This is a genomic window from Acidovorax sp. M14, from assembly GCF_049331375.1.
Lineage (GTDB): Bacteria > Pseudomonadota > Gammaproteobacteria > Burkholderiales > Burkholderiaceae_C > Acidovorax.
Genome location: NZ_CP186263.1, coordinates 1,610,262 through 1,637,012, shown reverse-complemented (window position 1 = coordinate 1,637,012; position 26,751 = coordinate 1,610,262). Strand labels below are relative to the sequence as shown.

Annotated in this window: 24 protein-coding genes; 9 read left to right on the top strand and 15 right to left on the bottom strand. The window is 64.2% G+C overall.

Annotated features, from left to right (window positions below):
• The first annotated feature begins 15 nt into the window (after positions 1–15).
• Positions 16–849, top strand: coding sequence for an alpha/beta hydrolase (locus ACOYR4_RS07615; RefSeq protein WP_015013300.1), 834 nt, complete (start codon positions 16–18; stop codon positions 847–849).
• Between the two features lie 8 nt (positions 850–857).
• On the opposite strand, the gene ACOYR4_RS07610 is transcribed toward ACOYR4_RS07615, so the two are convergent.
• Positions 858–2,240 carry a serine hydrolase domain-containing protein gene (locus ACOYR4_RS07610; protein WP_422849130.1) on the bottom strand — a complete coding sequence of 461 codons (1,383 nt, stop codon included), beginning with the start codon at positions 2,238–2,240 and terminating at the stop codon, positions 858–860.
• A 235-nt stretch (positions 2,241–2,475) separates the two neighbouring features.
• On the opposite strand from ACOYR4_RS07610, the gene ACOYR4_RS07605 reads away from it, so the two are divergent.
• The 3 genes from ACOYR4_RS07605 to ACOYR4_RS07595 are packed head-to-tail and all read left to right on the top strand — an operon-like array spanning position 2,476 to position 5,352.
• The gene (locus tag ACOYR4_RS07605) at positions 2,476–3,717 is read left to right on the top strand and encodes a multidrug effflux MFS transporter (RefSeq protein ID WP_422849129.1); all 1,242 of its coding nucleotides are present in this window, start codon (positions 2,476–2,478) and stop codon (positions 3,715–3,717) included.
• Entirely contained in the window at positions 3,704–4,705 is a 1,002-nt protein-coding gene (gene miaA, locus ACOYR4_RS07600) for a tRNA (adenosine(37)-N6)-dimethylallyltransferase MiaA (protein ID WP_422849128.1), read from the top strand. Before ACOYR4_RS07605 ends, miaA begins: the two co-directional genes overlap by 14 nt.
• Positions 4,702–5,352, top strand: coding sequence for an ABC transporter ATP-binding protein (locus ACOYR4_RS07595; RefSeq protein ID WP_422849127.1), 651 nt, complete (start codon positions 4,702–4,704; stop codon positions 5,350–5,352). The genes miaA and ACOYR4_RS07595 overlap by 4 nt, the downstream gene beginning before the upstream one ends.
• A 151-nt stretch (positions 5,353–5,503) precedes the next feature.
• Here ACOYR4_RS07595 and ACOYR4_RS07590 read toward each other — a convergent pair whose 3' ends face one another.
• On the bottom strand, positions 5,504–5,932 hold the full coding sequence (locus ACOYR4_RS07590) for an Hsp20/alpha crystallin family protein (protein WP_110959316.1): 429 nt from the start codon (positions 5,930–5,932) through the stop codon (positions 5,504–5,506).
• Between the two features lie 159 nt (positions 5,933–6,091).
• Between ACOYR4_RS07590 and ACOYR4_RS07585 the strand changes: the two genes are divergently transcribed.
• Entirely contained in the window at positions 6,092–8,788 is a 2,697-nt protein-coding gene (locus tag ACOYR4_RS07585; protein ID WP_422849126.1) for an FtsX-like permease family protein, read from the top strand.
• 107 nt (positions 8,789–8,895) lie between these two features.
• On the opposite strand, the gene ACOYR4_RS07580 is transcribed toward ACOYR4_RS07585, so the two are convergent.
• On the bottom strand, positions 8,896–9,180 hold the full coding sequence (locus ACOYR4_RS07580) for a DUF4242 domain-containing protein (protein ID WP_015013293.1): 285 nt from the start codon (positions 9,178–9,180) through the stop codon (positions 8,896–8,898).
• 107 nt (positions 9,181–9,287) lie between these two features.
• On the opposite strand from ACOYR4_RS07580, the gene ACOYR4_RS07575 reads away from it, so the two are divergent.
• The 3 genes from ACOYR4_RS07575 to ACOYR4_RS07565 all read left to right on the top strand — a co-directional run bounded on the left by ACOYR4_RS07575 (position 9,288) and on the right by ACOYR4_RS07565 (position 12,585).
• Entirely contained in the window at positions 9,288–10,229 is a 942-nt protein-coding gene (locus ACOYR4_RS07575) for a LysR family transcriptional regulator (RefSeq protein ID WP_422849125.1), read from the top strand.
• Positions 10,230–10,336: 107 nt separating this feature from the next.
• Positions 10,337–11,395 (top strand): PLP-dependent cysteine synthase family protein, encoded by a 1,059-nt coding sequence (locus ACOYR4_RS07570; protein WP_422849124.1) that lies wholly within the window; start codon positions 10,337–10,339, stop codon positions 11,393–11,395.
• A gap of 20 nt (positions 11,396–11,415) precedes the next feature.
• Positions 11,416–12,585 (top strand): lipocalin-like domain-containing protein, encoded by a 1,170-nt coding sequence (locus ACOYR4_RS07565; RefSeq protein ID WP_422849123.1) that lies wholly within the window; start codon positions 11,416–11,418, stop codon positions 12,583–12,585.
• A gap of 56 nt (positions 12,586–12,641) precedes the next feature.
• Here ACOYR4_RS07565 and ACOYR4_RS07560 read toward each other — a convergent pair whose 3' ends face one another.
• From ACOYR4_RS07560 to ACOYR4_RS07540, 5 genes are all read right to left on the bottom strand, one after another.
• Complete coding sequence (locus tag ACOYR4_RS07560) at positions 12,642–13,643, bottom strand: branched-chain amino acid ABC transporter permease (RefSeq protein ID WP_309823081.1); 1,002 nt, start codon at positions 13,641–13,643, stop codon at positions 12,642–12,644.
• Between the two features lie 12 nt (positions 13,644–13,655).
• Positions 13,656–14,540 (bottom strand): branched-chain amino acid ABC transporter permease, encoded by an 885-nt coding sequence (locus ACOYR4_RS07555; RefSeq protein WP_015013288.1) that lies wholly within the window; start codon positions 14,538–14,540, stop codon positions 13,656–13,658.
• A gap of 98 nt (positions 14,541–14,638) precedes the next feature.
• On the bottom strand, positions 14,639–15,835 hold the full coding sequence (locus ACOYR4_RS07550) for an ABC transporter substrate-binding protein (RefSeq protein ID WP_422849122.1): 1,197 nt from the start codon (positions 15,833–15,835) through the stop codon (positions 14,639–14,641).
• Between the two features lie 59 nt (positions 15,836–15,894).
• Positions 15,895–16,608 (bottom strand): ABC transporter ATP-binding protein, encoded by a 714-nt coding sequence (locus ACOYR4_RS07545; RefSeq protein WP_015013286.1) that lies wholly within the window; start codon positions 16,606–16,608, stop codon positions 15,895–15,897.
• Positions 16,608–17,378: an ABC transporter ATP-binding protein gene (locus ACOYR4_RS07540; RefSeq protein WP_015013285.1), complete on the bottom strand. Its 771-nt coding sequence runs from the start codon at positions 17,376–17,378 to the stop codon at positions 16,608–16,610. The genes ACOYR4_RS07545 and ACOYR4_RS07540 overlap by 1 nt, the downstream gene beginning before the upstream one ends.
• Before the next feature lie 378 nt (positions 17,379–17,756).
• Here ACOYR4_RS07540 and ACOYR4_RS07535 point away from each other — a divergent pair, with 378 nt between their 5' ends.
• The gene (locus tag ACOYR4_RS07535) at positions 17,757–19,592 is read left to right on the top strand and encodes an ABC transporter transmembrane domain-containing protein (protein WP_422849121.1); all 1,836 of its coding nucleotides are present in this window, start codon (positions 17,757–17,759) and stop codon (positions 19,590–19,592) included.
• 49 nt (positions 19,593–19,641) lie between these two features.
• Here ACOYR4_RS07535 and ACOYR4_RS07530 read toward each other — a convergent pair whose 3' ends face one another.
• From ACOYR4_RS07530 to ACOYR4_RS07500, 7 genes are all read right to left on the bottom strand, one after another.
• Positions 19,642–20,130, bottom strand: coding sequence for a DUF1178 family protein (locus tag ACOYR4_RS07530; RefSeq protein WP_422849120.1), 489 nt, complete (start codon positions 20,128–20,130; stop codon positions 19,642–19,644).
• Between the two features lie 158 nt (positions 20,131–20,288).
• Positions 20,289–20,594 carry a DUF2818 family protein gene (locus ACOYR4_RS07525; RefSeq protein WP_015013282.1) on the bottom strand — a complete coding sequence of 102 codons (306 nt, stop codon included), beginning with the start codon at positions 20,592–20,594 and terminating at the stop codon, positions 20,289–20,291.
• 73 nt (positions 20,595–20,667) lie between these two features.
• Positions 20,668–22,161 carry an NADH-quinone oxidoreductase subunit NuoN gene (gene nuoN, locus ACOYR4_RS07520; RefSeq protein WP_015013281.1) on the bottom strand — a complete coding sequence of 498 codons (1,494 nt, stop codon included), beginning with the start codon at positions 22,159–22,161 and terminating at the stop codon, positions 20,668–20,670.
• Positions 22,162–22,190: 29 nt separating this feature from the next.
• The gene (locus tag ACOYR4_RS07515) at positions 22,191–23,666 is read right to left on the bottom strand and encodes an NADH-quinone oxidoreductase subunit M (RefSeq protein ID WP_015013280.1); all 1,476 of its coding nucleotides are present in this window, start codon (positions 23,664–23,666) and stop codon (positions 22,191–22,193) included.
• 13 nt (positions 23,667–23,679) lie between these two features.
• Positions 23,680–25,713 carry an NADH-quinone oxidoreductase subunit L gene (gene nuoL, locus ACOYR4_RS07510; RefSeq protein ID WP_015013279.1) on the bottom strand — a complete coding sequence of 678 codons (2,034 nt, stop codon included), beginning with the start codon at positions 25,711–25,713 and terminating at the stop codon, positions 23,680–23,682.
• A 31-nt stretch (positions 25,714–25,744) separates the two neighbouring features.
• Positions 25,745–26,053 carry an NADH-quinone oxidoreductase subunit NuoK gene (gene nuoK, locus ACOYR4_RS07505; RefSeq protein ID WP_005793248.1) on the bottom strand — a complete coding sequence of 103 codons (309 nt, stop codon included), beginning with the start codon at positions 26,051–26,053 and terminating at the stop codon, positions 25,745–25,747.
• A complete protein-coding gene (locus ACOYR4_RS07500) occupies positions 26,050–26,718 on the bottom strand; it encodes an NADH-quinone oxidoreductase subunit J (RefSeq protein ID WP_060987075.1) in 669 nt (222 codons plus the stop codon). The genes nuoK and ACOYR4_RS07500 overlap by 4 nt, the downstream gene beginning before the upstream one ends.
• Positions 26,719–26,751 lie beyond the last annotated feature (33 nt).

The window sequence follows — 26,751 nt, the reverse complement described above, 5'->3', positions numbered from 1 at the left end:
AGAATCTGTCTGACGATGAAACGAATCCCTCTCCTTGCATCCCTGGCGCTGGCAGTGGCCGTGAGCGTGGGTTGCGCCACCCTTGACGCCAAACAGCGCGAATGGATCTTCCAGCCCAGCGACCGCAGCTGGGGCGGTGCGCCGTCCACCGAAGGCATGCAGGACGTGTGGATCGAATTCACCTCCGACACCACCGGCAAGGCCGAGCGCCTGCACGGGCTGTGGTTGCCCCACACGAAGGCCAGCGCGCCGGTGATGCTGTACCTGCACGGCGCGCGCTGGAACGTGGCGGGCTCTTCAGGCCGCATCCGGCGCATGCAGGAGCTGGGCTTTTCGGTGCTGGCCATCGACTACCGGGGCTTTGGGCGCAGCAGCGCGGGCCTGCCCTCCGAAGCCACCGCCGCCGAGGACGCCCGTGCCGCCTGGAACTGGCTGGCCGAGCAGCACCCGGACAAGCCCCGCTACATCTTCGGCCACTCGCTGGGCGGCGCCATCGCCATCGACCTGGCACGCCAGGTGCCGGATGAAAAGGGCACCATCGTCGAAGGCACTTTCACCAGCATCCCCGACGTGGTCAGTACCTTCAAGTGGGGCTGGCTGCCCGTGTCGCCCCTCATCACGCAGCGGTTTGAATCCATCCGCAAGGTGGCCGACATCGGCTCGCCGCTGCTGGTGGTGCATGGCAGCGACGACAGCCTGATCCGTCCCGCACTGGGCCGCCAGCTGTACGAGGCAGCACGGGAGCCCAAGCAGTTTGTGCTGGTGGAAGGCGGCTCACACCACAACACCAACTCTGTGGGGCAGCGGCAGTACCGCGAGGCCGTGGCCTCGCTGTTTCACCTGAAGTAGGCGTATCGTCAACGGCGCACCGCCTGCGCCAGCGCCGCCCAGGCCTTGAGGGTGAGCGGGTGGGTAAAGCCGGCCCCCGCCACGGGGTGGGACGACAGCTTGACCACCACCATCTCGGCGGCAGGGTTCACATGGATGAACTGGCCGTGGATGCCCGCAGCCTCGTAGGCACCATCGGCGTTGTGCAGCACCCACCACTGGTTGCGGTAGCTGTAGCCGGTCCGAAAGGCCATGCCACCCATCTTGAACTTCTCGCGGTCGCCGCCCTTGGCGGTGTCGTCGATCACGGCCTTGTCAAAAATCCTCTGGCCGTTGAAGCTGCCTCCCAGGCGCAGCATCTCGCCAAACCGCGCCAGGTCGCGCGCCGTGGCGTTGAGGCCCGCGCCCTGCAGCGGCGTGCCCACGCTGTCCACCATCACATGGGCGTCCTCTTCAGTGCCCAGCTTTTGCCAGATGTTGTCGCTCATCAGCTCCGCCCAGTGTTTGCCCGTGGCGCGCGACACGATCCAGCCCAGCACCTCCGAATGCACGGTGCGGTACACAAAACCGGCGCCGTGTTCGCCTTCCTTCTTGAGCGTCTTGAGGAAGTCGTACACATTGGTCGGCCCCTGGTAGCCCGGTGGACGGGGCAGCAGGCCGCTGGACCAGCTGTAGCCAAAGATCTCGGTCGTAGGGTCGGTGTAGACCTCGCGGAAGCGCACGGCGCCCGTCATGTCCATCACATCGCGCACCTTCATGTCGCCCCAGGCCGATTCGGCCAGCTCCGGCACGTACTTGGTCACCAGCGCCTCGGGGTCAATCTTGCCCTCGTGCGCCAGCTGCGCCGCCATGAGCCCGGTGAACGACTTGGTGACCGAGAACAGCAGATGCGGCGTGTAGGGCTTCATCTGGTTGTCGTAGCGCTCGTACACCACGCGGCCCTTGTGCATCACCACCAGGGCATCGGTGTAGGTGCGGGTGAACCATTGGTCCACCGTGATGGGCTGGCCTTTGTCGTCATCGAATGCCACAGCGCCCAACGGTCGCGGGTCGGCAGGTAGGGCTGAGGGCGCAGCACCGCCACGGCGGATGTTGCGCGTGGGCTGCAGCTCGCGCAGGTGCTGCACAGCCCAGCGCAGCTGCGGGTATTTGTACGAGTTGCTCAGGTCCACCCGCTGCGCCCCCTCGGGCGGGAAGGTGCTCATGTAGCCCAGCTTGTCCAGCGTCACAGTCTCTGGCGCAGGCAATGCCAGGGCCTGCGCCTGGGCTGGGGCCGCCAAGGCCACGCCCAGCGCCGCCACGGCGCAAGCGGTTTGCCACAGCGTTGCAGCGGCTTTACCAGAACGCCGGGGCGGTGCAGAGCGCACTGAGGGATGGGGGTACGCCACAGAGGCGCTGTGGATCTTGTGCATGTCTTGTCTCCTCTTTATGTTGTGTTGTGCAGCATCTGGGCGCGGTACCCCTCAGAACAGCGTCCAAGGCTCGTCGGTCCGCCAGCCACCGCGCCGCCATGGTGCTTCGCCCTGCACTCGCCAGGATGTCACCGGTGCGACCTTTGTCATACACAAATCTGCGCAAGTTCTCACAGGTTCACGGCAATCAGCCTGCCAGCGGTTCGCCCACCCCTTCTGGTACGCTCAGACAGATATGTCTGCCCCCTCCGCCACCGCAGCGTCTGCGGCCGCCCCTGTCTCCGTCCAACCCGGCCTGGCCATTCTGGTGCTGGCCCTGCTGCTGTCCATCCAGCCCGTCACCACCGACCTGTATCTGCCCGCCCTGCCCGCGCTCACCCGCAGCCTGGGCGCACCCATGGCGGCCGCGCAGCTCACGCTCAGCGGGCTGCTGCTGGCGTTCGGTTGCTCGCAAATGGTGTGGGGCCCGCTGTCTGACCGCTTTGGCCGCCGACCCGTCCTGCTGGCAGGGCTCACCATCTACACCGCGGCCTCGCTGGGCAGCGCCTTTGCGCCAACCATGGGCCTGCTGATTCTGTGGCGCATCGCCCAGGGGGCTGCCATGGGCGCCGTGGTGATGTGCGCGCGCGCCATCGTGCGCGACCTCTACACCCCGCTGGAGGGCGCGCGCGCCATGTCCAAGGCGCTCACGGGGCTGGGCATCGTGGCCTGCATCTGCGCGCCCATGGGGGGCCTGCTGAGCGAATGGCTGGGCTGGCGCGCAGCGCTGCTGGCGCTCACGGTGTACGCCGTGGTCACGCTGGCGCTGGTGGCCTTGCGCTTGCCCGAGACCCTGACCCACCGCAACCCGCAGGCCCTGCAGCCCCGCGCACTGGTGAGCACCTGGCTGCATGTGCTGCGCAACCCCACCTTCTGGGCGTTTTCACTGCAGACCACGGCCACCTACGGCGGCCTGTTCACGTTTCTGGCGTCGTCCTCGTTCGTCTACATCGATGTGCTGGGCCTCACGCGCACGATGTATGGCTGGGTCATGGCCTCGGCCTGCGTGGCCTACTTTGGGGGCACCTTTGTGTGCCGCGCGCTGCTGGCACGCTTTGGCTTGCAGCGCACCGTGGCCATTGCCGGGGCGTTGAGCGCCGGGGGCGGCACGCTGATGGCGCTGGTGGCCTGGATGGGCTGGCACCAGCCCTGGGCGCTGACGCTGCCGTTCTACCTGTTCATGGTGGGGCATGGCATTCACCAGCCCTGCGGGCAAAGCGGCGCGGTCGGGCCCTTCCCCAAGGCGGCGGGCGTAGCGTCGGCACTGAACGGTTTCATGATGATGCTTGCGGCGTTTGCCATTGGCGGCTGGCTGGGGATGCGGCTTGATGGCACGGTGTGGCCGCTGGTCAATGGCATCTGGTTCTGGTCGGTGGCACTGGCCGTGATCTCGTGGACCCTGGTGCAGAAGTTTGGAGCGCCCCGTGAGCACGCCTGACACCCTCCCCACCATCGCCCTGGCGGGCCCCACTGCATCGGGCAAGACGGCCGGTGCGCTGGCGCTGGCTGCCGTGCTGGGCAAGCAGGGCCGGCCGGTCGAGATCATCAGCGTGGACTCGGCCCTGGTGTACCGGGGCATGGACATCGGCACCGCCAAACCCTCGCCCGACGAGCGCGCCGCCGTGCCCCACCACCTCATCGACATCCGCGACCCGCTGCAGGCCTACAGTGCGGCCGAGTTTGTGCAGGACGCCACCCGGCTCATCGCCGAGATCCGCGCGCGTGGCGCACTGCCGCTGCTGGTGGGCGGCACCATGCTGTACTTCAAGGCGCTGTTTGATGGCATAGACGACATGCCTGCCGCCGACCCCGAGGTACGCGCCAAGATCGAAGCCCAGGCGGCCGAGCAAGGCTGGCCCGCCCTGCACGCCGAGCTGGCGCGCGTGGACCCGGTGACGGCGGCTCGCCTGGCCCCCGGCGACAGCCAGCGCATCCAGCGCGCGCTGGAGGTGTGGCATGTCTCGGGCCAGCCGCTGTCGAGCTTTCACACTACCAAAACAGGAGCTAACAGCGCTTTACCAGAAAGCGCTAGAGCACTTTTTTCCTTGGAACCCGACAACCGGGCCTGGCTGCACGAGCGCATCGCGCAGCGTTTTGACGCCATGCTGGCCGGTGGCTTCATTGACGAGGTAACGGCCCTGCGCGCACGCGGCGACCTGCACCCCGACCTGCCCTCGATGCGCTGCGTGGGCTACCGGCAGGTGTGGGAAGAACTCGACTTCCAGGCCAGCCGCCCCGCTGGCACGCCGCTGAACATCGCCTTCCTGCGAGAGCGCGGCATTGCCGCCACGCGCCAGCTGGCCAAGCGCCAGATCACCTGGCTGCGCAGCATGCCGCAGCGCCACGCCATCGCCTGCGACCAGCCCCACGCCGTGGCCCACCTGGTGCAGGCCGTGCTGCAGCGCCTGGAGCAGCGCACTCCATGACGCTGCTGCGTGTGCAGAACCTGGGCAAGCACTACGGCAGCACGCCGGTGTTTGCCAACGTGCGGTTCGCCGTGGCACCGGGCGAGTTTGTGGCCATCGTGGGCGACTCGGGCGTGGGCAAGTCCACGTTGCTCAACTGCCTGGCAGGCCTCGACACCTGGGACACCGGCAGCATCACCCACGGCACCACCGACCTGGGCCAGCTGGACGACACTGCCCGCGCCCTGTGGCGCCGCGCGCAGGTGGGTTTTGTGTTCCAGGCCTTCCACGTGTTGCCGCACCTGGACGTGGCGCAGAACGTGGCCCTGCCGCTGATGCTGCTGGGGCAAAGTGATGCGGCCCGCGTGCAGCACATGCTGGCCGCCGTGGGCCTGGAAGGGTTGGGTACACGGCTGCCGCAACAGCTCAGCGGCGGACAGCTGCAGCGCGTGGCCATCGCCCGCGCACTGGTACACCGCCCCGCCCTGCTGCTGGCCGACGAGCCCACAGGCAACCTCGACCCCACCACCGCCACGCGCGTGATGGACCTGCTGCTGGCCCAGACGCGAGAGCACGGCGCATCGCTGGTGCTGGTCACCCATTCCGACGCCGCCGCAGCGCGGGCCGACCGGGTGCTGCGGCTCACTGCCAGCGGTATCGCGGCCTAGGTAGCGCCCCATCGCAGCCAAAGCGGCTGCGGACGCATGGAGCGGATCACACAACCCAGCGCAGCGGTTCTGGCTAGGCGCTGCGCCGCAGGCAGTACGTTCAGTACGACAAGACGCAGCAACAACGCCAGAAGGGTTGTGTGAGCAGCGCTCACTCGATGTTCAGCCGCTGCGCCGCCTTGTTCACCTTCTTCGGCAGAGTCAGCGTCAGCACGCCGTTGTCGTACTTGGCCTTGGCCTGTGCGGCGTCCACATCGGCCGGCAGCTGAAAGCTGCGGGCCACGGCGCCGAAGTAGCGCTCGCTGCGCAGCACCTTTTCGCCTTCGCGCTTTTCATCGTGCTGACGCACCTCGGCGCGCAGGCTCACCACATTGCCTTCGAGCGAGACATGGATGTCCTCCTTGGCCACGCCGGGCACTTCGGCCTGCACCGTGTAGCCGCTTTCGGTTTCCTTCACATCCACCTTGATCTGGCTGGGCGAAGGCAGGTTGTCGCCATGCAGCGGACGCACGTAAAAGCCGGGGGCAATGTCCTTGAAGAAATCGTCAAACAGACTGCCGCGGGTCACAAGAGAGTTCATGGTTTTGGCTCCTGAAAAGGGGTTGAAACGGACAACTGAGCCTGCGCAGGAGGGCGGGCCCTGGCTCCAAGATAGGCCTGCCGTATCGCGTCTTCAAGGGGGTTGAAATGCAAGGTTGATGTGCATCAAAAGCCCAGGCCACCGACACCTGCGGCCACAATGCAGGCCATGCTCGCCCTGCTCCGCACCTTCTCATGGCAAGACCTGCGCCACCACCCCTGGCGCAGCGCCGCAGCGGTGGCGGCCGTGATGCTCGGTGTGGCGCTGGCGTTTGCCGTCCATGTGATCAATGCATCGGCGCTGGACGAGTTCTCGCAGGCCGTGCGCGCCGTCAACGGCCAGCCCGACCTGGAGCTGCGCGCCATGCAGGGCAGCCTGCCCGAGGCCCTGTACGAGCGCCTGGCCACCGACCCACAGGTGGCCCGCGCCAGCCCGCTGCTGGAGCTGTCGGCCGTGGCGCAGGCAGCCACCACAGAGGCCGCGAATGCAGCGGGCACCAATGACCAGTCCCCTCGCACTCCCACTCCCATCCGCGTGCTCGGCGCCGATGCACTGCTGCTACCCACCATGGCCCCGGCGCTGGTGCCACGCCCCTGGGACAGCGCCGACCGGTTCGCCCTCTTCGCCCCCGCCACGGTGTTCCTCAACACGGCGGCGCTGCAGGCACTCGGGCTGCCTGCCACTGCGCCCGATGCGTCGTCGCCCCTGCCCCGCCTTACGCTGCAAGTGGGCTTGCAACCAGCGCTCACCGTGCAGGTGGCAGGCACCGTGACCGCTGGCGGCGCGCCGCTGGCCGTGATGGACATCGGCGCCGCGCAAGACCTGTTTGGCCGCGCGGGCACACTCACCCGCATCGACCTGCAACTGCAACCTGGCACCGACCGCGCCGCGTGGGAGGCCACGCTGCGCGCGCAGCCCGGCTGGCCCGCTAACCTGGTGCTGGCGCAGCCCGGCGATGCCACCCAGCGCATCAGCAACCTGTCGCGCGCCTACCGGGTCAACCTGACGGTGCTGGCGCTGGTGGCGCTGTTCACTGGGGCGTTTCTGGTGTTCTCGGTGCTGGCCCTTAGCGTGGCGCAGCGCGGGCCGCAGTTTGCGTTGCTGGCCGTTCTGGGCGCCACACCGCGCCAGCGGCTGGCGCTGGTGCTGGCGGAGTCGGCAGCCTTGGGCCTGCTGGGCAGCGTGCTGGGCATTGCCCTGGGCACCGCGCTGGCGGCCACCGCGTTGCAACTGCTGGGCGGCGACCTGGGCGGCGGCTACTTTGCGGGCGTGCGGCCCGCGCTGCAATGGAGCGCCCCCGCCGCCCTGGTGTACGGCGCACTGGGCGTTGCGGCCGCGTTGGCGGGTGGCTGGTGGCCCGCCCGCGCCGCGCAGACCTTGCCCCCCGCCCAGACCCTGAAGGGCCTTGGTGCCGCAGCCAGCCAGGCGGACAAAGGCACCATTGGTATTATTTTGATAGCTACCGGGGCACTGCTCACTAGCGCTCCACCCGTATTTGGCATTCCACTGGCCGCGTACGTGGCCATTGCGCTGCTGTTGGTGGGGGGCATTGCCCTGCTGCCCTGGGGCATGGCGCGGTTGCTGGCGTGGCTGCAGCCCCTGGCCGCACGCCATGCGCTGCCACTGCTGGCGCTGGAGCGCGCGCGGCGCATGCGCGGCAGCGCGGCCATCGCGGTGGGCGGCGTGGTGGCGTCGCTGAGCCTGGCCGTGGCACTGACGGTGATGGTGTCCAGCTTTCGCGGCTCGGTCACGCAGTGGCTGGACGCGGTGCTGCCGTCGCCGCTGTACGTGCGCTCGGCCCTCGGTGGGGGCGGTGCGGGCGGCGGTGAGGCGGCGTTGCTGCCTGCAGGCTTTGCAGAAGCCGTGGCCCAGTTACCGGGGCTGGACCGCGTGCAGCCCCTGCGCGCCAGCCCGCTGCAGCTGTCCCCCACCCTGCCCGCCCTCACGGTGCTAAGCCGCCCCTTGGGCGATGAGCCAGCGCAGACCCTGCCCCTGGTGGGCGAGGCTCTGCCGGTGCCCCCCGGCCGCATCGGCGTGTACATCAGCGAGGCCGTGGTGGACCTGTACGGCCTGCGCCCCGGCATGGAGTGGCCTGCACTTTCCAAGGCTTTTAGCGCCCAAGCGCTAGAGAATCATGCGCCCGCAGCTATCTTTTACATAGCAGGCATCTGGCGGGACTACGCCCGGCAAACCGGCGCCGTGGTAATGGACCGCGCCGTGTGGCTGCGCCTGACCGGCGACGCCCGCACCAGCGACCTGGCCCTGTGGCCCAGCGAGGGCACCGATGTGTCGGCCCTGCAGGCGTCCATCCGCGCGCTCGCTGCCACGCAAGCCGGCCGCCAACCCTCCAATGCGGCGGGTGCCGCAACGGGCGACAGCGGCGAGGCCCTGGTGGAATTCAGCTCCGCCGCCACCATCCGCGAGCGCTCGCTGCGCATCTTCGACCGCAGCTTTGCTGTCACCTACTGGCTGCAAGCCGTCGCTATCGGCATCGGCCTGTTCGGCGTAGCCGCCAGCTTCAGCGCCCAGGTGCTGGCGCGGCGCAAGGAGTTTGGCCTGCTCGCCCACCTGGGGCTCACGCGGCGGCAGATCCTGACCGTGGTGGCTAGCGAAGGCGCTGCGTGGACGGCGGTGGGCGCAGCGGCGGGCGTGCTGCTGGGGCTGGCCGTGTCGGTCGTGCTGGTGCACGTGGTCAACCCGCAGAGTTTTCACTGGACGATGGATCTGGCGGTGCCGGGGGGAAGGTTGCTTGCGCTGTGTGCTGCGGTGGTGGCGTCGGGCACGGTCACTGCGTGGCTGGCGGGGCGGGCGGCGGCGGGGAGGGATGCGGTGATGGCGGTGAAGGAGGATTGGTGAGACGCGATGAGGATGACGCGATGCGCCGCGCCCGGTTGACCGCCACTGAGCCTCACAGCAGCTTTCCGCAGTCAACCGGCCTTTCTCCCTGTCACGGATGAGGTCGCTCAGTTGTTCGCCGTGGTCGGGTCAATGATTTGCGAAATCTCGGTGATTTTGGCCACGGGGATACCGCTGAGCTCCGCATGCGCGCGAATGGTTGCCTCGCTATCTGCCAGGTAAATACAGAAAGTCCTGTCGCCCGCCACGTAGCTGTGTTGCCACTGGATGGTGGGCCCGATCTTGGCAATGGCCTGGTTCGATGCGCGTGCGGCGCCACACAGTTCAACGATCGACATACCCCCGACTCCCGGGATATCACGCTCGATCAAGAAGCGCTTCAGTTGAGACATCGCTCTACTCCTTCGTGGTTGGTAAGGAGTGCATCTTCAGCCTCCGCCCACCTGGCATCAAGCTAAATAATCTTGATGCAGTGAAAGAAAAGCTTTAGTCTGACCGCATGGACCAACCCAGCCACCTGCGGGCGTTGCAGGCTCTTGAACTTGCGCTGCGTACCGGTTCGCTGACCGGTGCTGCTTCCCGGCTCGCCATCACGCCAGCGGCAGTCGGGCAGCGGGTGAAGGCGCTGGAGGACTATCTGGGCATCGATCTTCTGGTGAGAGGTCGATCCGGCCTGCAGCCCACGCCGGAACTGAGCGGCGCACTGCCCCATCTGCACGCCGCATTTCGCGAGCTGGCGCTAGCAGCGGATCTGCTTGAACTGCAGAAGGGGCAGCAGATACGCATTGCCGCCGCGACTGACATCGTTGAGTTGTGGCTGGCCCCACGGCTGTTGGCATTCCAGGCCAGGCACCCCAACATTCAGCTGGACATCAACGGAGAAGGGGAACCACGGCGGCGCATGGTGGCTGCAGACTGCGAAATCTTCTTCGGGCCCATCGGCAGCGTCCGCGCTGGCGAGGACCGACCCGGCGAGCTGCTGTTTCACGACCTTGTGCTGCCCGTCACCTCTCCCGAGAACGAACACCGTGTCGAAGCCAAGGGCGGCGAGACGCGACTAGAGGGCTTTCCACTCCTGCATGTGGACTTCTACCGCAACGATCCGGATTCACCGAAGTGGGCCGAATGGCTCGCATCCGAGAAACTGGTACGGACAGGGCCCGAGCGCGGGATTCGATTCCAGCGCGTCGCGCCAGCGGTGGACGCCGTGATGGCCAACGCAGGTTTCGCACTTTGCGGCATTGCGCTGCTGCGCGGGGCGATTGATGCGGGACGGCTCTCGCTGCCGTTTCCGGCGTCAAGCGGCCGCCGTACATCGCATGCTTTTCAGGTGCGTTTTCGTGCCGAAACCCTGCAGCGTCCACAGTTGAGGCGCTTTCGCCAATGGTTGCTCGACGAAGCCGGTGAGACCCGGCGCTGGCTGGAAACCCTCGGTGGATAAGGGCGACGGCATGTCTCGGGTTGTCATGGTTCAAGACGTCCGGGCAGGAGCGAAACCAGCGAGCTACCTAAGGGCGAGATTCGTACGGCATGCACGACAATCCCTGCATGACCAGCCCCAGCGCCCCCTGGCTCCACGAAGCCATCGCCCGCATCGAAGCCGACTACCAGCGCAGTGCCGACACCCACCTGATCCCGCTGCGCCTGCCAGCGTTTGCTGCGCATGGCATTGACCTGTACCTCAAGGACGAATCCACACACCCCACGGGCAGCCTGAAGCACCGGCTGGCGCGGTCGCTTTTTTTATATGCGCTGTGCAATGGCTGGGTGCATGAAGGCTCGACCATCGTCGAATCCTCCAGCGGCTCCACGGCCGTGAGCGAGGCCTACTTTGCGCGGCTGCTGGGGCTGCCGTTTGTGGCGGTGATGCCGCGCAGCACGTCGCCCGAGAAAGTCGCGCAGATCGAGTTTCATGGTGGGCGCTGCCACTTTGTGGACAGCGCGGGCGCGGTGTATGACGCGGCCCGCAAGATTGCCGAGGAAACCGGCGGCCACTACATGGATCAGTTCACGTATGCCGAGCGCGCGACCGACTGGCGGGGCAACAACAACATTGCCGAGAGCATGTTCACGCAGATGGCGCGCGAGCCGCACCCTGTGCCGCGCTGGATTGTGGTGGGTGCGGGCACGGGAGGCACCAGCGCCACCATTGGCCGCTATGTGCGCTACCAGCGCCATGCCACGCAGGTGTGTGTGGCCGACCCGGCGGGGTCGGTGTTCAGCGCCTACCACCGCACGGGCGATGCGCAGCTCACGGCGCCGGGGTCGCGCATTGAAGGCATAGGCCGCCCGCGTGTGGAGCCGAGCTTCATCCGCACGCTGGTGGACCGTATGGTGGATGTGGCGGACTGCGAATCCATTGCCGCTATGCGCGCGCTGTCGCAGTTGCTGGGGCGGCGCGTAGGCCCGTCCACGGGCACCAACTTTGTGGCCATGCTCACGCTGGCCAGCGAGATGCGCGAGCGGGGCGAGCGCGGCTCCATCCTGTCCTTGCTGTGTGATGCGGGCGAACGGTATCTGCCCACGTACTTCGACACGGCATGGGTGGACCGCACGTTTGGCGATTGCTCGGCTGCGCAGCAGAAGGTCGATGGTCTGATCGGCTGATGCCAGCCACGCACTGCACCATGCCCTCCCACCCATTGCCCCCAGGTTCTTTGCCGCTCGCCCCCGGCCCCATGGTCACGCGCCGGCAATGGCTGGCCCAGCAGATGCCCTGGGGCCTGGCGGCCGTGGGGGCTGCTGGGTGGCTGCCCCCTGCTGCGCATGCCTTGCCGGCACGCACGCTGGTCTTTCCGCGTGACCACGGCAGCCACCCGGAGCTGCGCACCGAGTGGTGGTACATCACCGGCCATGTGCAGGCGCAGGGGCAACCTTGGGGTTTTCAGATCACGTTCTTCCGCTCGCGGGTGGATGGCACGCAGCAGTTGCAGTCCGCCTTTGCGGCCAAACATCTGCTGTTTGCGCACGCCGCCATCACCGATGTGCGAGGCCAGCGGCTGCTGCATGACCAGCGGATTGCGCGTGCTGGTTTTGGGGTGGCGCAGGCCAGTGAGGCCGACACCCGCATCCGCCTGCAGGACTGGACGCTGGAACGCAGCGACACAGCGCGCGGCAAGCCAGACTTTGCAACCAGCCGCTACACCACCCGCATCGTAGGCAGCGGGTTTGGGCTGGACCTGGTGTTTGATAGCACACAGCCTGTGCTACTGCAGGGGCAGCAAGGGCTGTCCCGCAAGGGGCCAGACGCCGAGCAGGCCAGCTACTACTACAGCCAGCCCCAGCTCGCCGTCAGCGGCACCTTGCAAGTGGGCAATAAACGCATGGCGGTGACGCCCGACACGGGCCGCGCCTGGATGGACCACGAGTGGAGCGAGGCACTGCTGCACCCAGACGCCCAGGGGTGGGACTGGATTGGCATGAACCTGCACGACGGCAGTGCGCTCACGGCCTTTCGACTGCGGCGGGCTGATGGCACTGCGTTGTGGGAGGGTGGATCGTGGCGGGCACCCGGGCAGCCGGTGCAGGTGTTTGGGGCGCAGTCTGTGGCGTTCACCCCCTTGCGGTGGTGGACCAGCCCACGCAGTGGCGCGCGCTACCCGGTGCAATGGCAGGTGCAAACGCCCGCAGGCACCTTTGCAGTGAATGCGCTGCTGGACAGCCAGGAGCTGGACAGCAGCGGATCGACGGGTGCGATCTATTGGGAAGGGCTGTCGGACCTGATGGGTGCCACAGGCCAGCCCGTGGGCCGGGGTTACCTGGAGATGACGGGATATGCAAAGCCGCTGCGCCTGTGAAGGCTGCAGCGGCTTGATGCCAGAAAGATACCGCCAGATCGGGCGGTATCACTTCTTCAATGCTTGGCAGAGTTGCCTGCGCGGCGTTGTGCCAGCCAGGCAATGATCTCGCCCATGATGCCGCGGCGGAAGGCCAGCACGCAGATCACGAAGATCAGGCCCGTGACCATGGTGACGGATTCGCCCAGGGTCTTGAACCATTCCACGCTGGTCAGTGCGGCCAGCAGGTTGCCAAACTCGCCAATCTTGTTCTCCAGCAGCACCACCACGGCCGAGCCGATGAGCGGGCCCGACAGCGTGCCCAGGCCACCCACCAGCGTCATCAAGATGACCTGACCCGAGGCCGTCCAGTGCACGTCCGACAGCGTTGCAAAGCCCAGCACCAGCGTTTTGAGCGCGCCGGCCAGACCTGCGATGGCGGCCGACAGCACAAAAGCGAGCAGCTTGAAGCGGTGCGTGTCGTAGCCCAGCGAGATGGCGCGGGGCTCGTTCTCCTTGATGCCCTTGAGCACCTGGCCAAACGGCGAGTGGATGGTGCGCACGATCAGCAGGAACGCAGCGACCACGATGACCAACGCCACGTAGTACATGACCAAGTCACTCTTGAGATCAATCACGCCAAACAGCTTGCCGCGCGGCACGCCTTGCAGGCCGTCCTCACCGCCCGTGAAGGGGGCTTGCAGGCAGGCGAAGAACAGCATCTGCGCCAACGCCAGCGTGATCATGGAGAAGTAGATGCCCTGGCGGCGAATGGCCAGCCAGCCAAACAGCAAGCCCAGCAGCGCGCCCCCGGCGGTGCCCAGCAGCAGGCCCACTTCAGGCGTCAGACCCCACACCTTGATGGCGTGGCCGGCCACGTAGGCAGCGCCACCGAGGAAGGCCGCATGGCCGAAAGACAGCAGGCCGGTGTAACCAAGCAGCAGGTTGAACGCTGAAGCAAACAGTGCAAAGCACATGAGCTTCATCACAAAGACCGGATACGCACCGAGAAAAGGCGCGGCAATGAGGGCCAGCAACAGCAGGCCGTAACCAATGGTGGCAGTGTTCTTGGAATTCATGCTGACAGCCCCTTATTTTTCTTTGCCGAACAGGCCGGCGGGGCGAATGAGAAGAACGATGACCATGATGACGAACACCACGGTGGAAGACGCTTCAGGGTAGAACACCTTGGTGAAGCCTTCGATGACCCCCAGGCCCAGCCCGGTGAGGATGGAGCCCATGATGGACCCCATGCCGCCAATCACCACCACGGCAAACACCACGATGATGAGGTTCTGCCCCATGAGCGGCGTGACCTGGTACACGGGAGCAGCCAGCACACCCGCGAAGGCGGCCAGCGCAGCACCAAAGGCGTAGGTCAGTGTCACCATCACCGGCACGTTGATGCCGAAGGCTTCCACCAGGCGCGGGTTTTCAGTACCGGCGCGCAGGTAGGCGCCGAGCTTGGTTTTTTCGATCACGTACCAGGTGCCGATACACACCACCACCGAGGCCACCACCACCCACGCACGGTAGTTGGGCATGATCATGAAGCCGAGGTTGGTCGCGCCTTCCAGCAGCTCAGGGGTGTCGTAGCCCAGGCCCGACACGCCATAGATGGAGCGGAACACGCCTTCGATCAGCAGGGTCAGGCCCAGTGTGAGCAGCAGGCCGTACAGATGGTCGAGCTTGTAGATCCAGCGCAGCAGCAAGCGCTCGATCAGCACTCCGAACAGGCCCACCACCAGCGGTGCCAGCACCAGCATCAACCAGTAGTTGATGCCGAAGTAATTCATGGCCATCCATGTCAGCAACGCCCCGGTCATGAACAGTGCGCCGTGCGCAAAGTTGATGACGTTGAGCAGGCCAAAAATCACAGCCAGCCCCAGGCTGAGGATTGCGTAGAACGATCCGTTGACCAGCCCCAGAAGGAGCTGGCTCAACAGGCCGGGCAATGAGACACCAAAGATTTCCATGGGAGGCAGCAGCAGGTGGAGAGAGTTCAGGTCAGAGGACCACACCGGGCCCGTAGCCCCGCAGGGACAGCCAGGCCGGCGTGAGCCCTCTCAGGGGTTTACTTCCAGAGCGGGCACTTGCTCTCGGCCTTGGTGGTGAACACGGAGTCACCGGGCAGCTTCTTGATCAGCTTGTAGTAGTCCCAGGGCTTGGTGGACTCAGCAGGCTTCTTCACTTCCATCAGGTACATGTCGTGCACATAACGGCCGTCGGCGCGCAGCTGGCCCGAGCCGAAGAAGTCGTTCATCTTCATGCCGCGCCATGTGGTCATGACCTTGTCGGCGTCCACCGACTTGGCGGCTTCCACGGCCTTGAGGTAGTTCATGGTGGCCGAGTAGTCAGCCGCCTGGATTTCGGTCGGCATGCGCTTGGTCTTCTCGAAGAAGCGGGCCGAGAACTTGCGGGTGTCGTCGTTCAGGTCCCAGTACCAGCTGGTGGTGAACTGAAGGCCTTCGGTGTTGCGCAGGCCCAGACTGTGCACGTCGGAGATGAAGATCAGCAGGCCGGCGAGCTTCATGCTCTTGCCGATGCCGAACTCTTTGGCAGCCTTGATGGAGTTGATGGTGTCGCCACCTGCATTGGCCAGGCCCAGGATTTGCGCCTTGGAGTTCTGTGCCTGCAGCAGGAAGGACGAGAAGTCCGACGCGTTCAGCGGGTGGCGCACAGCACCCACCACGTTGCCGCCCTTGGCCTTGACCACGGCGGTGGTGTCGGCTTCGAGCGCATGGCCGAAGGCGTAGTCTGCCGTCAGGAAGTACCAGCTCTTGCCGCCGCCGTCCACAATGGCCGAGCCCGTGCCCTTGGCCAGTGCCACGGTGTCATACGCGTAGTGCACGGTGTACGGCGTGCACTGGTCGTTGGTCAGCGCGGAGCTGGCAGCGCCGTTGTTGATGTAGACGCGCTTCTTCTCAGCAGCCACCTTGGCAATGGCCAGTGCGGTGCCGGAGTTGGTGCCACCGAACACCATGGTCAGGCCCTGGGTGTCGATCCACTCGCGGGCCTTGGAGGCTGCGATGTCGGCCTTGTTCTGGTGGTCGGCGCTCATCAGCTCGATGGGCATGCCCAGAACCTTGCCGCCAAAGTCGTCAATCGCCATCTGGATGGCGACTGCGCCGTTCTTGCCTTCCACGTCTGCATACAGGCTGGACATGTCGGTGATGAAACCGATCTTGACCTTGTCCTGCGCGTGCGCGGCCGACGTGGCCAGACCTGCAACGCCCAGCATCAGTGCCAGCACTTTGAGTTGTTTCTTCATGGATTTGTCTCCTGTTGGTGTGGTGGAAGAAAACGGTGGGGAAAGGATGTGGGCGTGGTTCAGACGCCCAGCAGTTCGTTGAGCACGGGCATCTTGGCCTCCAGCTCGGCGGCGCCGAACTTCTCCACGATGCGGCCGTGCTCCATCACGTAGAAGCGGTCGGCCAGCGGCGCGGCAAAGCGGAAGTTCTGCTCGACCATGACCACGGTGTAGCCCTTCTGGCGCAGCATGGTGATCATGCGGGCCAGGGCCTGCACGATGACGGGCGCCAGGCCTTCAGAGATTTCATCGAGCAGCAGCAGATTGGCGCCAGTGCGCAGGATGCGGGCCACGGCCAGCATCTGCTGCTCGCCCCCCGAGAGGCGCGTGCCCTGGCTGTTCTTGCGCTCCGCCAGGTTGGGGAACATGGCGTAGATCTCTTGCACCGACATGCCCGGGGTCTTGGTCTTGAGCGCGGGGGGCAGCAGCAGGTTTTCTTCGCACGACAGGCTGGAGAAGATGCCCCGCTCTTCGGGGCAATAGCCCACGCCCAGGTGCGCAATGCGGTGCGTGGGCATGTTCACGGTTTCCACGCCGTTGATCTTGACCGAGCCCTTGCGTGCGCCGGTCAGGCCCATGATGGCGCGCATGGTGGTGGTGCGGCCTGCGCCGTTGCGGCCCAGCAGCGTGACCACCTCGCCCGGCTGGACGACGATGTCCACGCCATGCAGCACATGCGACTCGCCGTACCAGGCTTCGAGGTTCTTGATTTCGAGTGCAGGAACGCCAGCCATCAGTGCGCTCCCTGCAGTTGGCCGTCGGTCGTGCCCATGTAGGCTTCCATGACTTGGGGGTTGTTGGAAACTTCTGCGTAGGGCCCTTCGGCCAGCACGGCGCCGCGCTGCAGCACCGTGATGCGGTCGGCAATGGTGGAGACCACCTTCATGTTGTGCTCCACCATCAGGATGGTGCGGCCGGCAGAAACCTTCTTGATGAGCTGCGTGACGCGGTCCACGTCTTCGTGGCCCATGCCCTGGGTGGGCTCGTCCAGCAGCATCAGCTCGGGCTCCATGGACAGCGTGGTGGCGATCTCCAGCGCGCGCTTGCGGCCGTAGGGCAGGTTCACGGTCACTTCATCGGCCAGGTCTTCCAGCCCCACCTCGGTCAGCAGTTGCATGGCACGGTCGTCCAGCTGCCGCAGGGTGCGCTCGCTGCGCCAGAAGTGGAACGACGTGCCCAGCTTGCGCTGCAGGCCCAGGCGCACGTTCTCGATGAGTGTGAGGTGCGGGAACACCGCCGAAATCTGGAACGAACGGATCACGCCGCGGCGTGCGATCTGCGCGGGCTGCTCCCGCGTGATGTCGTGCCCGTTGAAGCGGATGACACCCGAAGTCGGCTCCAGAAACTTGGTGAGCAGGTTGAAGCACGTGGTCTTGCCTGCACCGTTGGGGCCGATCAGCGCGTGGATGGACCCGCGCCGAACGGCCAGGTTCACGTCACTGACGGCGGTGAAGCCCTTGAACTCTTTGGTCAGGCTGTTGGTTTCAAGAATGACGTCGCTCATTGCGCCTTGGCCGCTCCGTAAGGTGCTGAAATGAGGAGCCTTGCAACAAGGTCTCCGGGGAGGTTGGATCGCAACGCATCGTATGTCCCCCTACCCTGCGGTAGATACTGGGACTAATGCCTATGTATAAATGCCTACGTACCCGCCCTGAGGGCGCATGGCGCTTGGGATTGGCGCGCTTGGGCAGCGCGCCAGTGCTCAATCTGGCGCTGTGGCAGAGTCAGAAGCTCGTAACCGGTGATGGCGCAGCGCCGTGCCCCTCGCTGACTTTTTGCTGACAGGCCTTGGTATTTACCGCCGTGGGCACCACCTACGGCCAGAGAGGGGCTGGACCACGCACCTTCTGCAGCGCCCGGCTGCGCCGCCTACACTGCCACGATGCCCTCCCTCCCCTCCTCCACACCGGCCCGTGGCGCCCCCCGCTCACTCACCGGACTGCTGCCCTTCTTGCGCCCGTATCGTGCGCGCATTGCGCTGTCGCTGGTATTCCTGGTGCTGGCGGCATTGGCCACACTGGCGTTTCCCATGGCGTTGCGCAATCTCATCGATGGCGGCCTGGTCTCCGCGACGGGTGACCGGGGAGCTCAGGCCATGGCCCTTCGCGGGCACTTTGAAGAGCTGTTTGCCGTGGCCATGGCACTGGGTGGGTTTTCGGCCGCACGCTTTTACATGGTGAGCTGGCTGGGCGAGCGCGTCACCGCCGACCTGCGCAACGCCGTCTACAGCCATGTGCTGCAGCAAAGCCCCCAGTTCTTTGAGACCACCCAGACTGGCGAGGTGCTGTCGCGGCTGACGTCAGACACAACCCTGGTGCAGACCGTGGTCGGCTCGTCGCTGTCGATGGGACTGCGCAATGCCGTGCTGGGCCTGGGAGCCCTCGTCATGCTGGTGTGGACGAATCCCTATGTGATGTCGGTGGTGTTGCTGGCCGTGGTGCTGGTCGTGCTGCCCACCATGTGGATTGGGCGCAAGGTACGCCGGCTGTCACGCGACAGCCAGGACCGCGTGGCGGACTCCAGTGCCATCGCAGCCGAAGTGCTCAACGCCATCCCGGTGGTGCAAAGCTATACCGCCGAGCCCCGCGAGGCCACGCGGTTTGCGCGGGCCACCGAAGACGCGTTTCGCACGGCGGTCAAGCGCACCAAGGCACGCGCCTTGCTCGTGGCCTTCATCATCATTGCGAACGCAGCGCTGCTGCTCTGGGGGCTGTACCGGGGCACAGAGGCCGTGCTGGCCGGACAGATGAGCGCGGGCCACCTGGGCCAGACCGTGGTGTATGTCATTCTCCTGGCAAGCGCCGTGGCCGTGCTGGGCCAGGTCTACGGGGACCTGCTGCGTGCGGCGGGCGCCACCGAGCGGCTGATGGAGCTGCTGTCCAGCCAATCCCCCGTGGCGAACCCTGCAACACCCCAACGACTGCCCACTTCGGATCAGGGGCTGGAGGTGCAGTTTGACAACGTGCAGTTTCACTACCCGTCGCGCCCGGACCAGCCAGCGCTGCAAAACTTCTCACTGAACCTGGCGCCCGGCGAGACGGTGGCACTGGTGGGTGCCAGCGGCGCGGGCAAAACCACGGTGTTTCAGCTGCTGCAGCGCTTTTACGACGTGGATGGGGGTGGGCAGACCGGCAGGCCAGGCGCTACGGCGGGACGCATCTTGCTGAATGGCGTAGACATCCGGGACCTGACGCTGGACACACTGCGCGCCCATACGGGCACCGTGCCCCAGGATGCCGTGATCTTTTCCGCCTCGGCCATGGATAACATCCGCTATGGCCGTCCGGATGCTTCGGACGAAGAGGTCATGGCAGCCACCAAGGCGGCCTTTGCGCATGACTTCATCATGGCTCTGCCCGAGGGCTACCACACGTTTCTGGGAGAGCGGGGGGTGCGCCTTTCGGGCGGCCAACGCCAGCGCATCGCCATCGCCCGCGCCATGCTCAAAAACCCGCCGTTGCTACTGCTGGACGAGGCCACCAGCGCGCTGGACGCGGAAAGCGAGCGCATGGTACAGGCAGCGCTGGACACCGCCATGCAGCGCCACACGGGCAGAAGAACCACCCTGGTGATCGCCCATCGCCTGGCCACCGTACAAAATGCCGACCGCATCGTGGTGCTGGACCACGGTCAGATCGTGGAGCAAGGCACCCACAGCGCGCTGATGGCGCAAGGTGGGGTGTATGCGCGCCTCGCGGCGCTGCAGTTCACCAGCTGATCGCGGCGCCTCTCGGCAGGGCATCCACACCCAGAACACCCGCACAGGGCTACTGCAAGGTTTCCTTGGCTGCCGCTGGCAGGGGCAACGGCATGACGGCAATGCCCTCGTCCAGGAGCTGCAATGCCTCTTGCGCGGTGGCCTGACCACGGATGGCACGCTCCTGGATCTCGCCGTGGTGCATGCGCCGGGCTTCGTCGGCAAAACGGGGCCCTACATCCTCCGTATTCGCAATGACTTTGCGCGCCAGCTGCAGCCAGGCTGCCTGTAGCGCGGGTGGGAGCGTCGATCCCTCGACCGGTGTATCGGAAGCAGCGTGTGAAACGGACGATGCACCGGAAGGAGTCACTGGGGCCGCAGCGGGCTCGCGGGCACCCAGATTCAGGCGCGGCGCGCTCAGACGCTTGTCAATGCGGATGTCCGCGCACAAAGGGCACTGCACCAGGCCGCGCTGCTTTTGGCTCTGAAAGTCATCTTCAGAACCAAACCAGCCTTCAAAGATATGGCCGTGCTGACATTGGAGATCCAGTACCTTCATAAGATGCATCGTACGCCGGTCCGCACCATCAAGAGATCGAGTAAACCGGGCACACCAAGGTGCAGGGTTACATACAAGAGTGCTGCGCGCGATCTGCGAAACCGGTACAGCAAAGGTCGCGGAAGCCCCGACGCTTCAACACGATCCAGCCAGGGCCATCACCCGTGGCGACGCAGCAGATACCGGTAGACGAAGCCGGGAAAGGCCAGCGTCAGAAACATGGTGCCGGTGATGGCGTAGAACTCCCATCCCTGGGGTGCAATCTGGCCTGCACGCCGCTCCAGCAGCAAGGCCAGACCGCCCACCAAAAAATACAACAGGATCAGTTCAGCCAACCGTCCGACCAAGGGCTTGCCGTGAGCCGCTGCAGGCCCCACCACCAACCACCGCTGGTTGATGAACGGCAGGTTGGCGGCGATCAACGCCGCCACAATCACGAGCCAGACCGATCCGGTGAGTGACACAGAAAAACTGATCGAGGAGAGAAGTTCGACGGATGAAGAGTTGCCCGCGCAGTGCGGGCGCCTGCTCTCCCGATCAGGTCGCCAGTGCGCGCACCACGGCGTCTGCACACAGGGCCATCAAGCCACCTGGCAGCAAGCCCAGCACCAGCACCAGAGCGCCGTTGATGGTCAGCACCACGCGCACATCCACGGGAGCAGACACATTGGTCGCTGTAAGCGGTGCATCGAAATACATCACCTTCACTACACGCAGGTAGTAGAAGGCACCGATCAGCGACATGATCACGGCAAACACGGCCATCGCCATGTAAATCGTCTGACCCGAGGCCACCAGGGCCTGCAGAACCGCCAACTTGGCGTAGAAGCCCACCAGGGGAGGAATGCCCGCCATGGAGAAGAGGCAGACTGCCATCACACCAGCGTACAGAGGGCTGCGCTGGTTGAGGCCTGCGAAATCGGAGATTTCTTCGCTCTCGAAACCTTCACGGGCCAGCAGCAGGATCACGCCAAACGCTGCCAGCGTGGTCAGCACATAGGTGATGACGTAGAACATTGAGGCGCTGTAGGCGTTCTCTACCGCAGTGGCGTCCACATTGCCGTTGATGACCCCAGACATCAGGCCCAGCAGCACAAAGCCCATCTGGGAGATGGTGGAGTACGCCAGCATGCGCTTTAGGTTGGTCTGCGCAATGGCTGCCAGGTTACCCACCAGCAACGAACCAATCGCCAGCACAGCCAGCATCTGCTGCCAGTCGATGGCCAAGGGCAGCAGGCCGTCCACCAGCAAACGGATGGTGATGGCAAAGGCAGCCAGCTTGGGCGCGCCGCCAATCATCAGGGTCACGGCCGTGGGGGCGCCTTGGTACACATCGGGAATCCACATGTGGAAAGGCACCACGCCCAGCTTGAAAGCCAGACCGGCCACCACAAACACCAGGCCGAACACCAGCACCTGGTGCTTGATCTGACCGGAGTTGACGGCCTTGAACACCTGGCCGATATCCAGTGAGCCCGTGGCACCGTACACCATGGACAAGCCATAGAGCAGGAAGCCACTGGCCATGGCGCCCAGCACAAAATACTTCATGGCCGCTTCCGTGGCCGTGGCGTTGTCACGGCGCAATGCCACCAGGGCATAGCTCGACAGTGTCAGCAGCTCAAGACCCAGGTAGATCACCAGGAAGTTGTTGCCCGAGATCATGATGAACATGCCGAGCAAGGCGAACATGGACAGCGTGAACAGTTCGCCCCCGCGCAGCATGTCGCGGTCGGCAGCATAGGGGCGGCCGTACACCAGGGTGACCATCATGGCCACGGTGGCAAAGCACTTGAGCCAGTTGCCCATGGCGTCGCTCACCACCATGTTGCCAAAACCATAGAAGGTGTTGCCGCTGCTGGCATACATGCCCTGCAGGGCTGCCACCACGGCCAGCGTGAGCATGGTCAGCACGTAGGTGCTGGTGCGGCGAGGGCTGTGGACACCCAGATCGACCAGCGCAATCACGCAGGCCATGGTCAAGAGCACAATTTCGGGGTAAATCGCTAGCCAGCTGATGTTGTCAATCATCTCGAATCTCTCAGTTCAGTCTGGTCTGTTCAGTTCAGCTTGGTCTGCGCGACATGCTTGAGCAGTTCTGCCACCGAGGTGTCCATCACATCGGTGAACGGACGGGGGTAGAGGCCCATGGCCAGCACCGCGATGCCCAGAACAGCCAGTACCAGGAACTCGCGGCTGTCGATGTCCGTCAAGCCCTTGACGTTGTCATTGCCCACGGGGCCCAGGTACACACGCTTGAACATCCACAGGGTGTAGGCAGCACCAAAAATCAGCGCCGTGGCAGCGGCCAGACCGATCCAGAAATTGGCCTTGACAGCACCCAGGATCACCATCCATTCACCCACAAAACCGGCCGTGCCTGGCAGACCGCAGTTGGCCATGGCAAACAGTAAAGCAAACGCCGTGAAGTTAGGCATGGTGTTGACCACGCCACCATAGGCGGCAATCTCACGCGAGTGAACGCGGTCATAAAGCACGCCGATGGACAGGAACATGGCGCCGGACACAAAACCGTGCGCAATCATCTGAACGATACCGCCGGAGACACCCAGATCGTTGAAAATGAAGAAGCCCAGGGTCACAAAGCCCATGTGCGCCACCGACGAGTAGGCCACCAGCTTCTTCATGTCCTTCTGGACCATGGCCACCAGACCCACGTAGATCACGGCGATCAGCGACAAGGCAATCATCAGCCATGCCCACTGGCGTGCAGCGTCAGGAGCGATCGGCAGAGAAAACCGCAGGAAACCGTAGGCGCCCAGTTTCAGCATGATGGCGGCCAGGACTGCAGAACCGCCCGTAGGCGCCTCCACGTGCACGTCGGGCAGCCAGGTGTGGACTGGCCACATGGGCACCTTCACAGCGAAGGCGGCAAAGAAGGCAAAGAACAGCAGAGTCTGTGCACGGCCGCTCAATGGCAGCTGGTGCCAGGTGGCAATGTCAAAGCTACCACCCGACTGGTTGTAAAGGTAGATCAGCGCGATGAGCATCAGCAGCGAGCCGAGCAGCGTGTACAGGAAGAACTTGAACGCTGCGTAAATCTTGTTGGGGCCGCCCCAGATACCGATGATCAGGTACATCGGGATCAGCGTCGCCTCGAAGAACACGTAGAACAGGATGCCGTCGAGTGCACTGAAGACACCGATCATGAGCCCCGAGAGGATCAGGAAGGCGCCCATGTACTGGTTCACGCGCTCGGTAATGGATTCCCAGGAAGCAATCACCACGATGACGGTGATGAATGCTGTCAGCGGCACGAACCAGAAGGAGATGCCGTCCACCCCGAGGTGGTAGTGGATGTTGAAGCGCTCGATCCAGTCGGCCTTCTCCACGAATTGCATGGCTGCCGTACCCAGCTTGAAGCCATCGTACAGAGGCAGCGTGACCAGGAACCCAATCAACGCTCCCACCAGCGCCAACCACCGCACTGCACGCGCATGTTCGTCGCGCCCAATGGCGAGCAACAGCGCACCAAACGCAATCGGTGTCCAGATTGCAAGACTCAACAGACCCATTTTTATTCTTCTCCTACTTGTTGAGCCAGACGAAATACGTCATGAGCACAAAAACACCCAGGATCATGACCAGCGCATAGTGGTAGATGAAGCCCGACTGCACCCAACGCACGGCACCGGCCACCCAGCGCACCAGCTTCCATGATCCATTGACCAAGGCGCCATCGATCACCGCCTGATCTCCGCCCTTCCAGAGACCCACGCCCAGTGCACGAGCACCACGGGCCAGGATGTTCTCGTTGATCCAGTCCATGCCGTATTTGTTTTCCAGCAGCTGGTAGACCTTGATCGACTCGAAGAAGCGCTTGAGTGCCGCAGGCACTGCGGGGTTGACCATGTACATGTAATACGAGGTGGCCACACCCGCCAAAGCAAGCCAGAACGGAGCCGTCTTCAAGCCGTGCAGAGCCATCTCCCATGCGCTGTGGAAATGTTCAGCGATATGTGCCATGGACGGGTGCTTGGCCGCATCCACAAAAATGACATCCTTGAAGAAGTCACCAAACAGCATGGGCTGGATGAACAGGAAGCCCACAACCACCGACGGGATCGCCAGCAGCACCAAGGGGACTGTCACCACCCAAGGCGACTCGTGTGGCTTGGCATCATGACCGTGGTGGTCATCATGGCCATGGTGATCGTCGTGGTGGGCATCCGGGTTCTGGTCGTAACGCTCCTTGCCATGGAAGACCAGGAAGTACATCCGGAACGAGTAAAACGCGGTGATGAACACGCCTGCCAGCACAGCGAAGTGGGCGAAGCCCGCACCCGGCAGGTGGCTGAAGTGCACAGCCTCAATGATGCTGTCCTTGGAGTAGAAACCCGAGAACAGGGGGGTCCCGATCAGGGCCAGCGAGCCGAGCAGCGAGGTGATCCAGGTGATGGGCATGTACTTGCGTACGCCGCCCATCCAGCGAATGTCCTGATTGTGGTGCATGCCCATGATGACCGAGCCAGCCCCGAGGAACAGCAACGCCTTGAAGAACGCGTGGGTCATCAGGTGAAACACGGCCACCGAGTAGGCCGAAGCGCCCAAAGCCACTGTCATGTAACCCAGCTGGGACAGCGTAGAGTAGGCCACCACGCGCTTGATGTCGTTCTGGATGATGCCCAGGAAACCCATGAACAATGCCGTGATGGCACCGATCACCAGGATGAAGTTCAGCGCGGTGTCCGACAACTCGAACAGCGGTGACATGCGCGACACCATGAAGATACCGGCCGTCACCATGGTCGCCGCGTGGATCAGTGCCGAAATGGGGGTTGGGCCTTCCATCGAATCGGGCAGCCAGACGTGCAGCGGGAACTGGGCTGATTTGCCCATCGCACCGATGAATAGGCAGATGCAAATCACGGTGACGAGCATCCAGCTGGTGCCGGGGAAAGACAGCGCGCCCAGATCGCCGGCCTTGGCGAAGATCTCGCCATAGTTCAGGGTGCCGGTGTAGGCGGCGATCAGGCCAATGCCCAGAATGAAGCCGAAGTCACCCACGCGGTTAACCAGAAACGCCTTCATGTTGGCGAAGATGGCAGTAGGCTTGTTGAACCAGAAGCCAATCAGCAGATAGGACACCAGGCCCACGGCCTCCCAGCCGAAGAACAGCTGCAGCAGGTTGTTGCTCATGACCAGCATGAGCATGGAGAACGTGAACAGCGAGATGTAGGCAAAGAAGCGGTTGTAGCCCTCGTCCTCTTCCATGTAGCCGATGGTATAGATGTGAACCATCAAGGACACGAAAGTCACGACCACCATCATCATCGCGGTGAGGCTGTCGATCAGGAAGCCCACTTCCATCTTCAAGCCACCCACCACCATCCAGGTGTACAGGGTTTCATTGAAGCGGGCACCGTCGAGCGCTACGCTCTTGAGCGTCATGGCCGACAGGATGAACGCAACCAGTACGCCGAGGATGGTCAGGGTGTGGCTCAGACGACGACCGATCCAGTTACCACCGAAGGTCGTACCGAAGATGCCGGCCAGCACGGCGCCCGCCAGCGGTGCCAAAGGCACAGCCAGGAGCGTTGAAGCAGAGAGGGTTTGACTCATTCTTGAGAACCTTGGGAATACTCGTGACCCGTCAACCCTTGAGGGTGTTGAGGTCTTCCGCGTTGATACTGGATTTGTTGCGGAACAGCAGCACCAGGATGGCCAGGCCGATCGCCGATTCAGCGGCTGCCACGGTCAGGATAAAGAACACGAACACCTGGCCGTGCATGTCTCCCAGGTAGTGGGAGAACGCCACGAAGTTCATGTTCACGGCCAGCAGCATGAGCTCAATCGCCATCAGCAGCACGATCAGGTTCTTGCGGTTCAGGAAGATGCCGATCACAGCGAGTGCAAACAGCATGGCGCCCAGCGACAAAAAGTGGCCCAGAGTCAATGTCATGCTTTTTTCTCCTCGGCAGCAGCTTGAGCAGGCTCTTCCGCCGCAGGCTTTTGGGTGGCGGCCACCTTGACCACAGCCAGACGATCGGCTGCACGCACACGAATCTGCGTGGATGGATTAATGGCCTTGCTGTCCTTGCGCTGACGCAGGGTCAGAGCGATGGCAGCAACCATGGCCACCAGCAGAATGACTGCCGCGATCTCAACGGGGTACAGATACTGGGTGTACAGCAGCTTGCCCAGCGCCTTGGTGTTGGAGTAAGGGACCACATGGCCAGCGGCATCGACCACCGCAGCGACGGCCTTGGGCTCTTCCATGCCACGGAATCCACCCATCAACACGGCCGCCATCTCCAGGGCGATGACCGCCCCGATGAGAGCCGCCAATGGGAAGTGTTTCCAGAACCCCTTGCGCACGGTATCGATGTGAATGTCCAGCATCATCACCACGAACAGGAAGAGCACCATGACCGCGCCCAGGTACACCAGCACCAGTGCAATCGCCAGGAACTCAGCCTTGAGCAACAGCCAGACAGCCGCCGCCTGCGAAAACGCAAGGATGAGATACAGCACCGCATGCACGGGGTTGCGCGCAGTGATCACCCGGAAGGCCGCGAACAGCAGCACCACCGAGAAGAGATAGAAGAAACCAGTCTTGGCGTCCATGAATCGGGTCTTTATAGAAAGTCTGGCAAAGAG

Excerpts from the sequence above, each read along its gene's own strand:
- ACOYR4_RS07515 (WP_015013280.1), bottom strand. The coding sequence starts at position 23,666 with ATGGGTCTGTTGAGTCTTGCAATCTGGACACCGATTGCGTTTGGTGCG.
- nuoN (WP_015013281.1), bottom strand. The coding sequence starts at position 22,161 with ATGATTGACAACATCAGCTGGCTAGCGATTTACCCCGAAATTGTGCTC.
- ACOYR4_RS07550 (WP_422849122.1), bottom strand. The coding sequence starts at position 15,835 with ATGAAGAAACAACTCAAAGTGCTGGCACTGATGCTGGGCGTTGCAGGT.
- ACOYR4_RS07575 (WP_422849125.1), top strand. The coding sequence starts at position 9,288 with ATGGACCAACCCAGCCACCTGCGGGCGTTGCAGGCTCTTGAACTTGCG.
- ACOYR4_RS07560 (WP_309823081.1), bottom strand. The coding sequence starts at position 13,643 with ATGAATTCCAAGAACACTGCCACCATTGGTTACGGCCTGCTGTTGCTG.
- ACOYR4_RS07500 (WP_060987075.1), bottom strand. The coding sequence starts at position 26,718 with ATGGACGCCAAGACTGGTTTCTTCTATCTCTTCTCGGTGGTGCTGCTG.
- ACOYR4_RS07545 (WP_015013286.1), bottom strand. The coding sequence starts at position 16,608 with ATGGCTGGCGTTCCTGCACTCGAAATCAAGAACCTCGAAGCCTGGTAC.
- ACOYR4_RS07585 (WP_422849126.1), top strand. The coding sequence starts at position 6,092 with ATGCAGGCCATGCTCGCCCTGCTCCGCACCTTCTCATGGCAAGACCTG.
- ACOYR4_RS07530 (WP_422849120.1), bottom strand. The coding sequence starts at position 20,130 with ATGAAGGTACTGGATCTCCAATGTCAGCACGGCCATATCTTTGAAGGC.
- ACOYR4_RS07610 (WP_422849130.1), bottom strand. The coding sequence starts at position 2,240 with ATGCACAAGATCCACAGCGCCTCTGTGGCGTACCCCCATCCCTCAGTG.
- nuoL (WP_015013279.1), bottom strand. The coding sequence starts at position 25,713 with ATGAGTCAAACCCTCTCTGCTTCAACGCTCCTGGCTGTGCCTTTGGCA.
- ACOYR4_RS07570 (WP_422849124.1), top strand. The coding sequence starts at position 10,337 with ATGACCAGCCCCAGCGCCCCCTGGCTCCACGAAGCCATCGCCCGCATC.
- nuoK (WP_005793248.1), bottom strand. The coding sequence starts at position 26,053 with ATGACATTGACTCTGGGCCACTTTTTGTCGCTGGGCGCCATGCTGTTT.
- ACOYR4_RS07590 (WP_110959316.1), bottom strand. The coding sequence starts at position 5,932 with ATGAACTCTCTTGTGACCCGCGGCAGTCTGTTTGACGATTTCTTCAAG.
- ACOYR4_RS07565 (WP_422849123.1), top strand. The coding sequence starts at position 11,416 with ATGCCCTCCCACCCATTGCCCCCAGGTTCTTTGCCGCTCGCCCCCGGC.
- ACOYR4_RS07540 (WP_015013285.1), bottom strand. The coding sequence starts at position 17,378 with ATGAGCGACGTCATTCTTGAAACCAACAGCCTGACCAAAGAGTTCAAG.
- ACOYR4_RS07535 (WP_422849121.1), top strand. The coding sequence starts at position 17,757 with ATGCCCTCCCTCCCCTCCTCCACACCGGCCCGTGGCGCCCCCCGCTCA.
- ACOYR4_RS07615 (WP_015013300.1), top strand. The coding sequence starts at position 16 with ATGAAACGAATCCCTCTCCTTGCATCCCTGGCGCTGGCAGTGGCCGTG.
- ACOYR4_RS07605 (WP_422849129.1), top strand. The coding sequence starts at position 2,476 with ATGTCTGCCCCCTCCGCCACCGCAGCGTCTGCGGCCGCCCCTGTCTCC.
- ACOYR4_RS07580 (WP_015013293.1), bottom strand. The coding sequence starts at position 9,180 with ATGTCTCAACTGAAGCGCTTCTTGATCGAGCGTGATATCCCGGGAGTC.
- ACOYR4_RS07595 (WP_422849127.1), top strand. The coding sequence starts at position 4,702 with ATGACGCTGCTGCGTGTGCAGAACCTGGGCAAGCACTACGGCAGCACG.
- ACOYR4_RS07555 (WP_015013288.1), bottom strand. The coding sequence starts at position 14,540 with ATGGAAATCTTTGGTGTCTCATTGCCCGGCCTGTTGAGCCAGCTCCTT.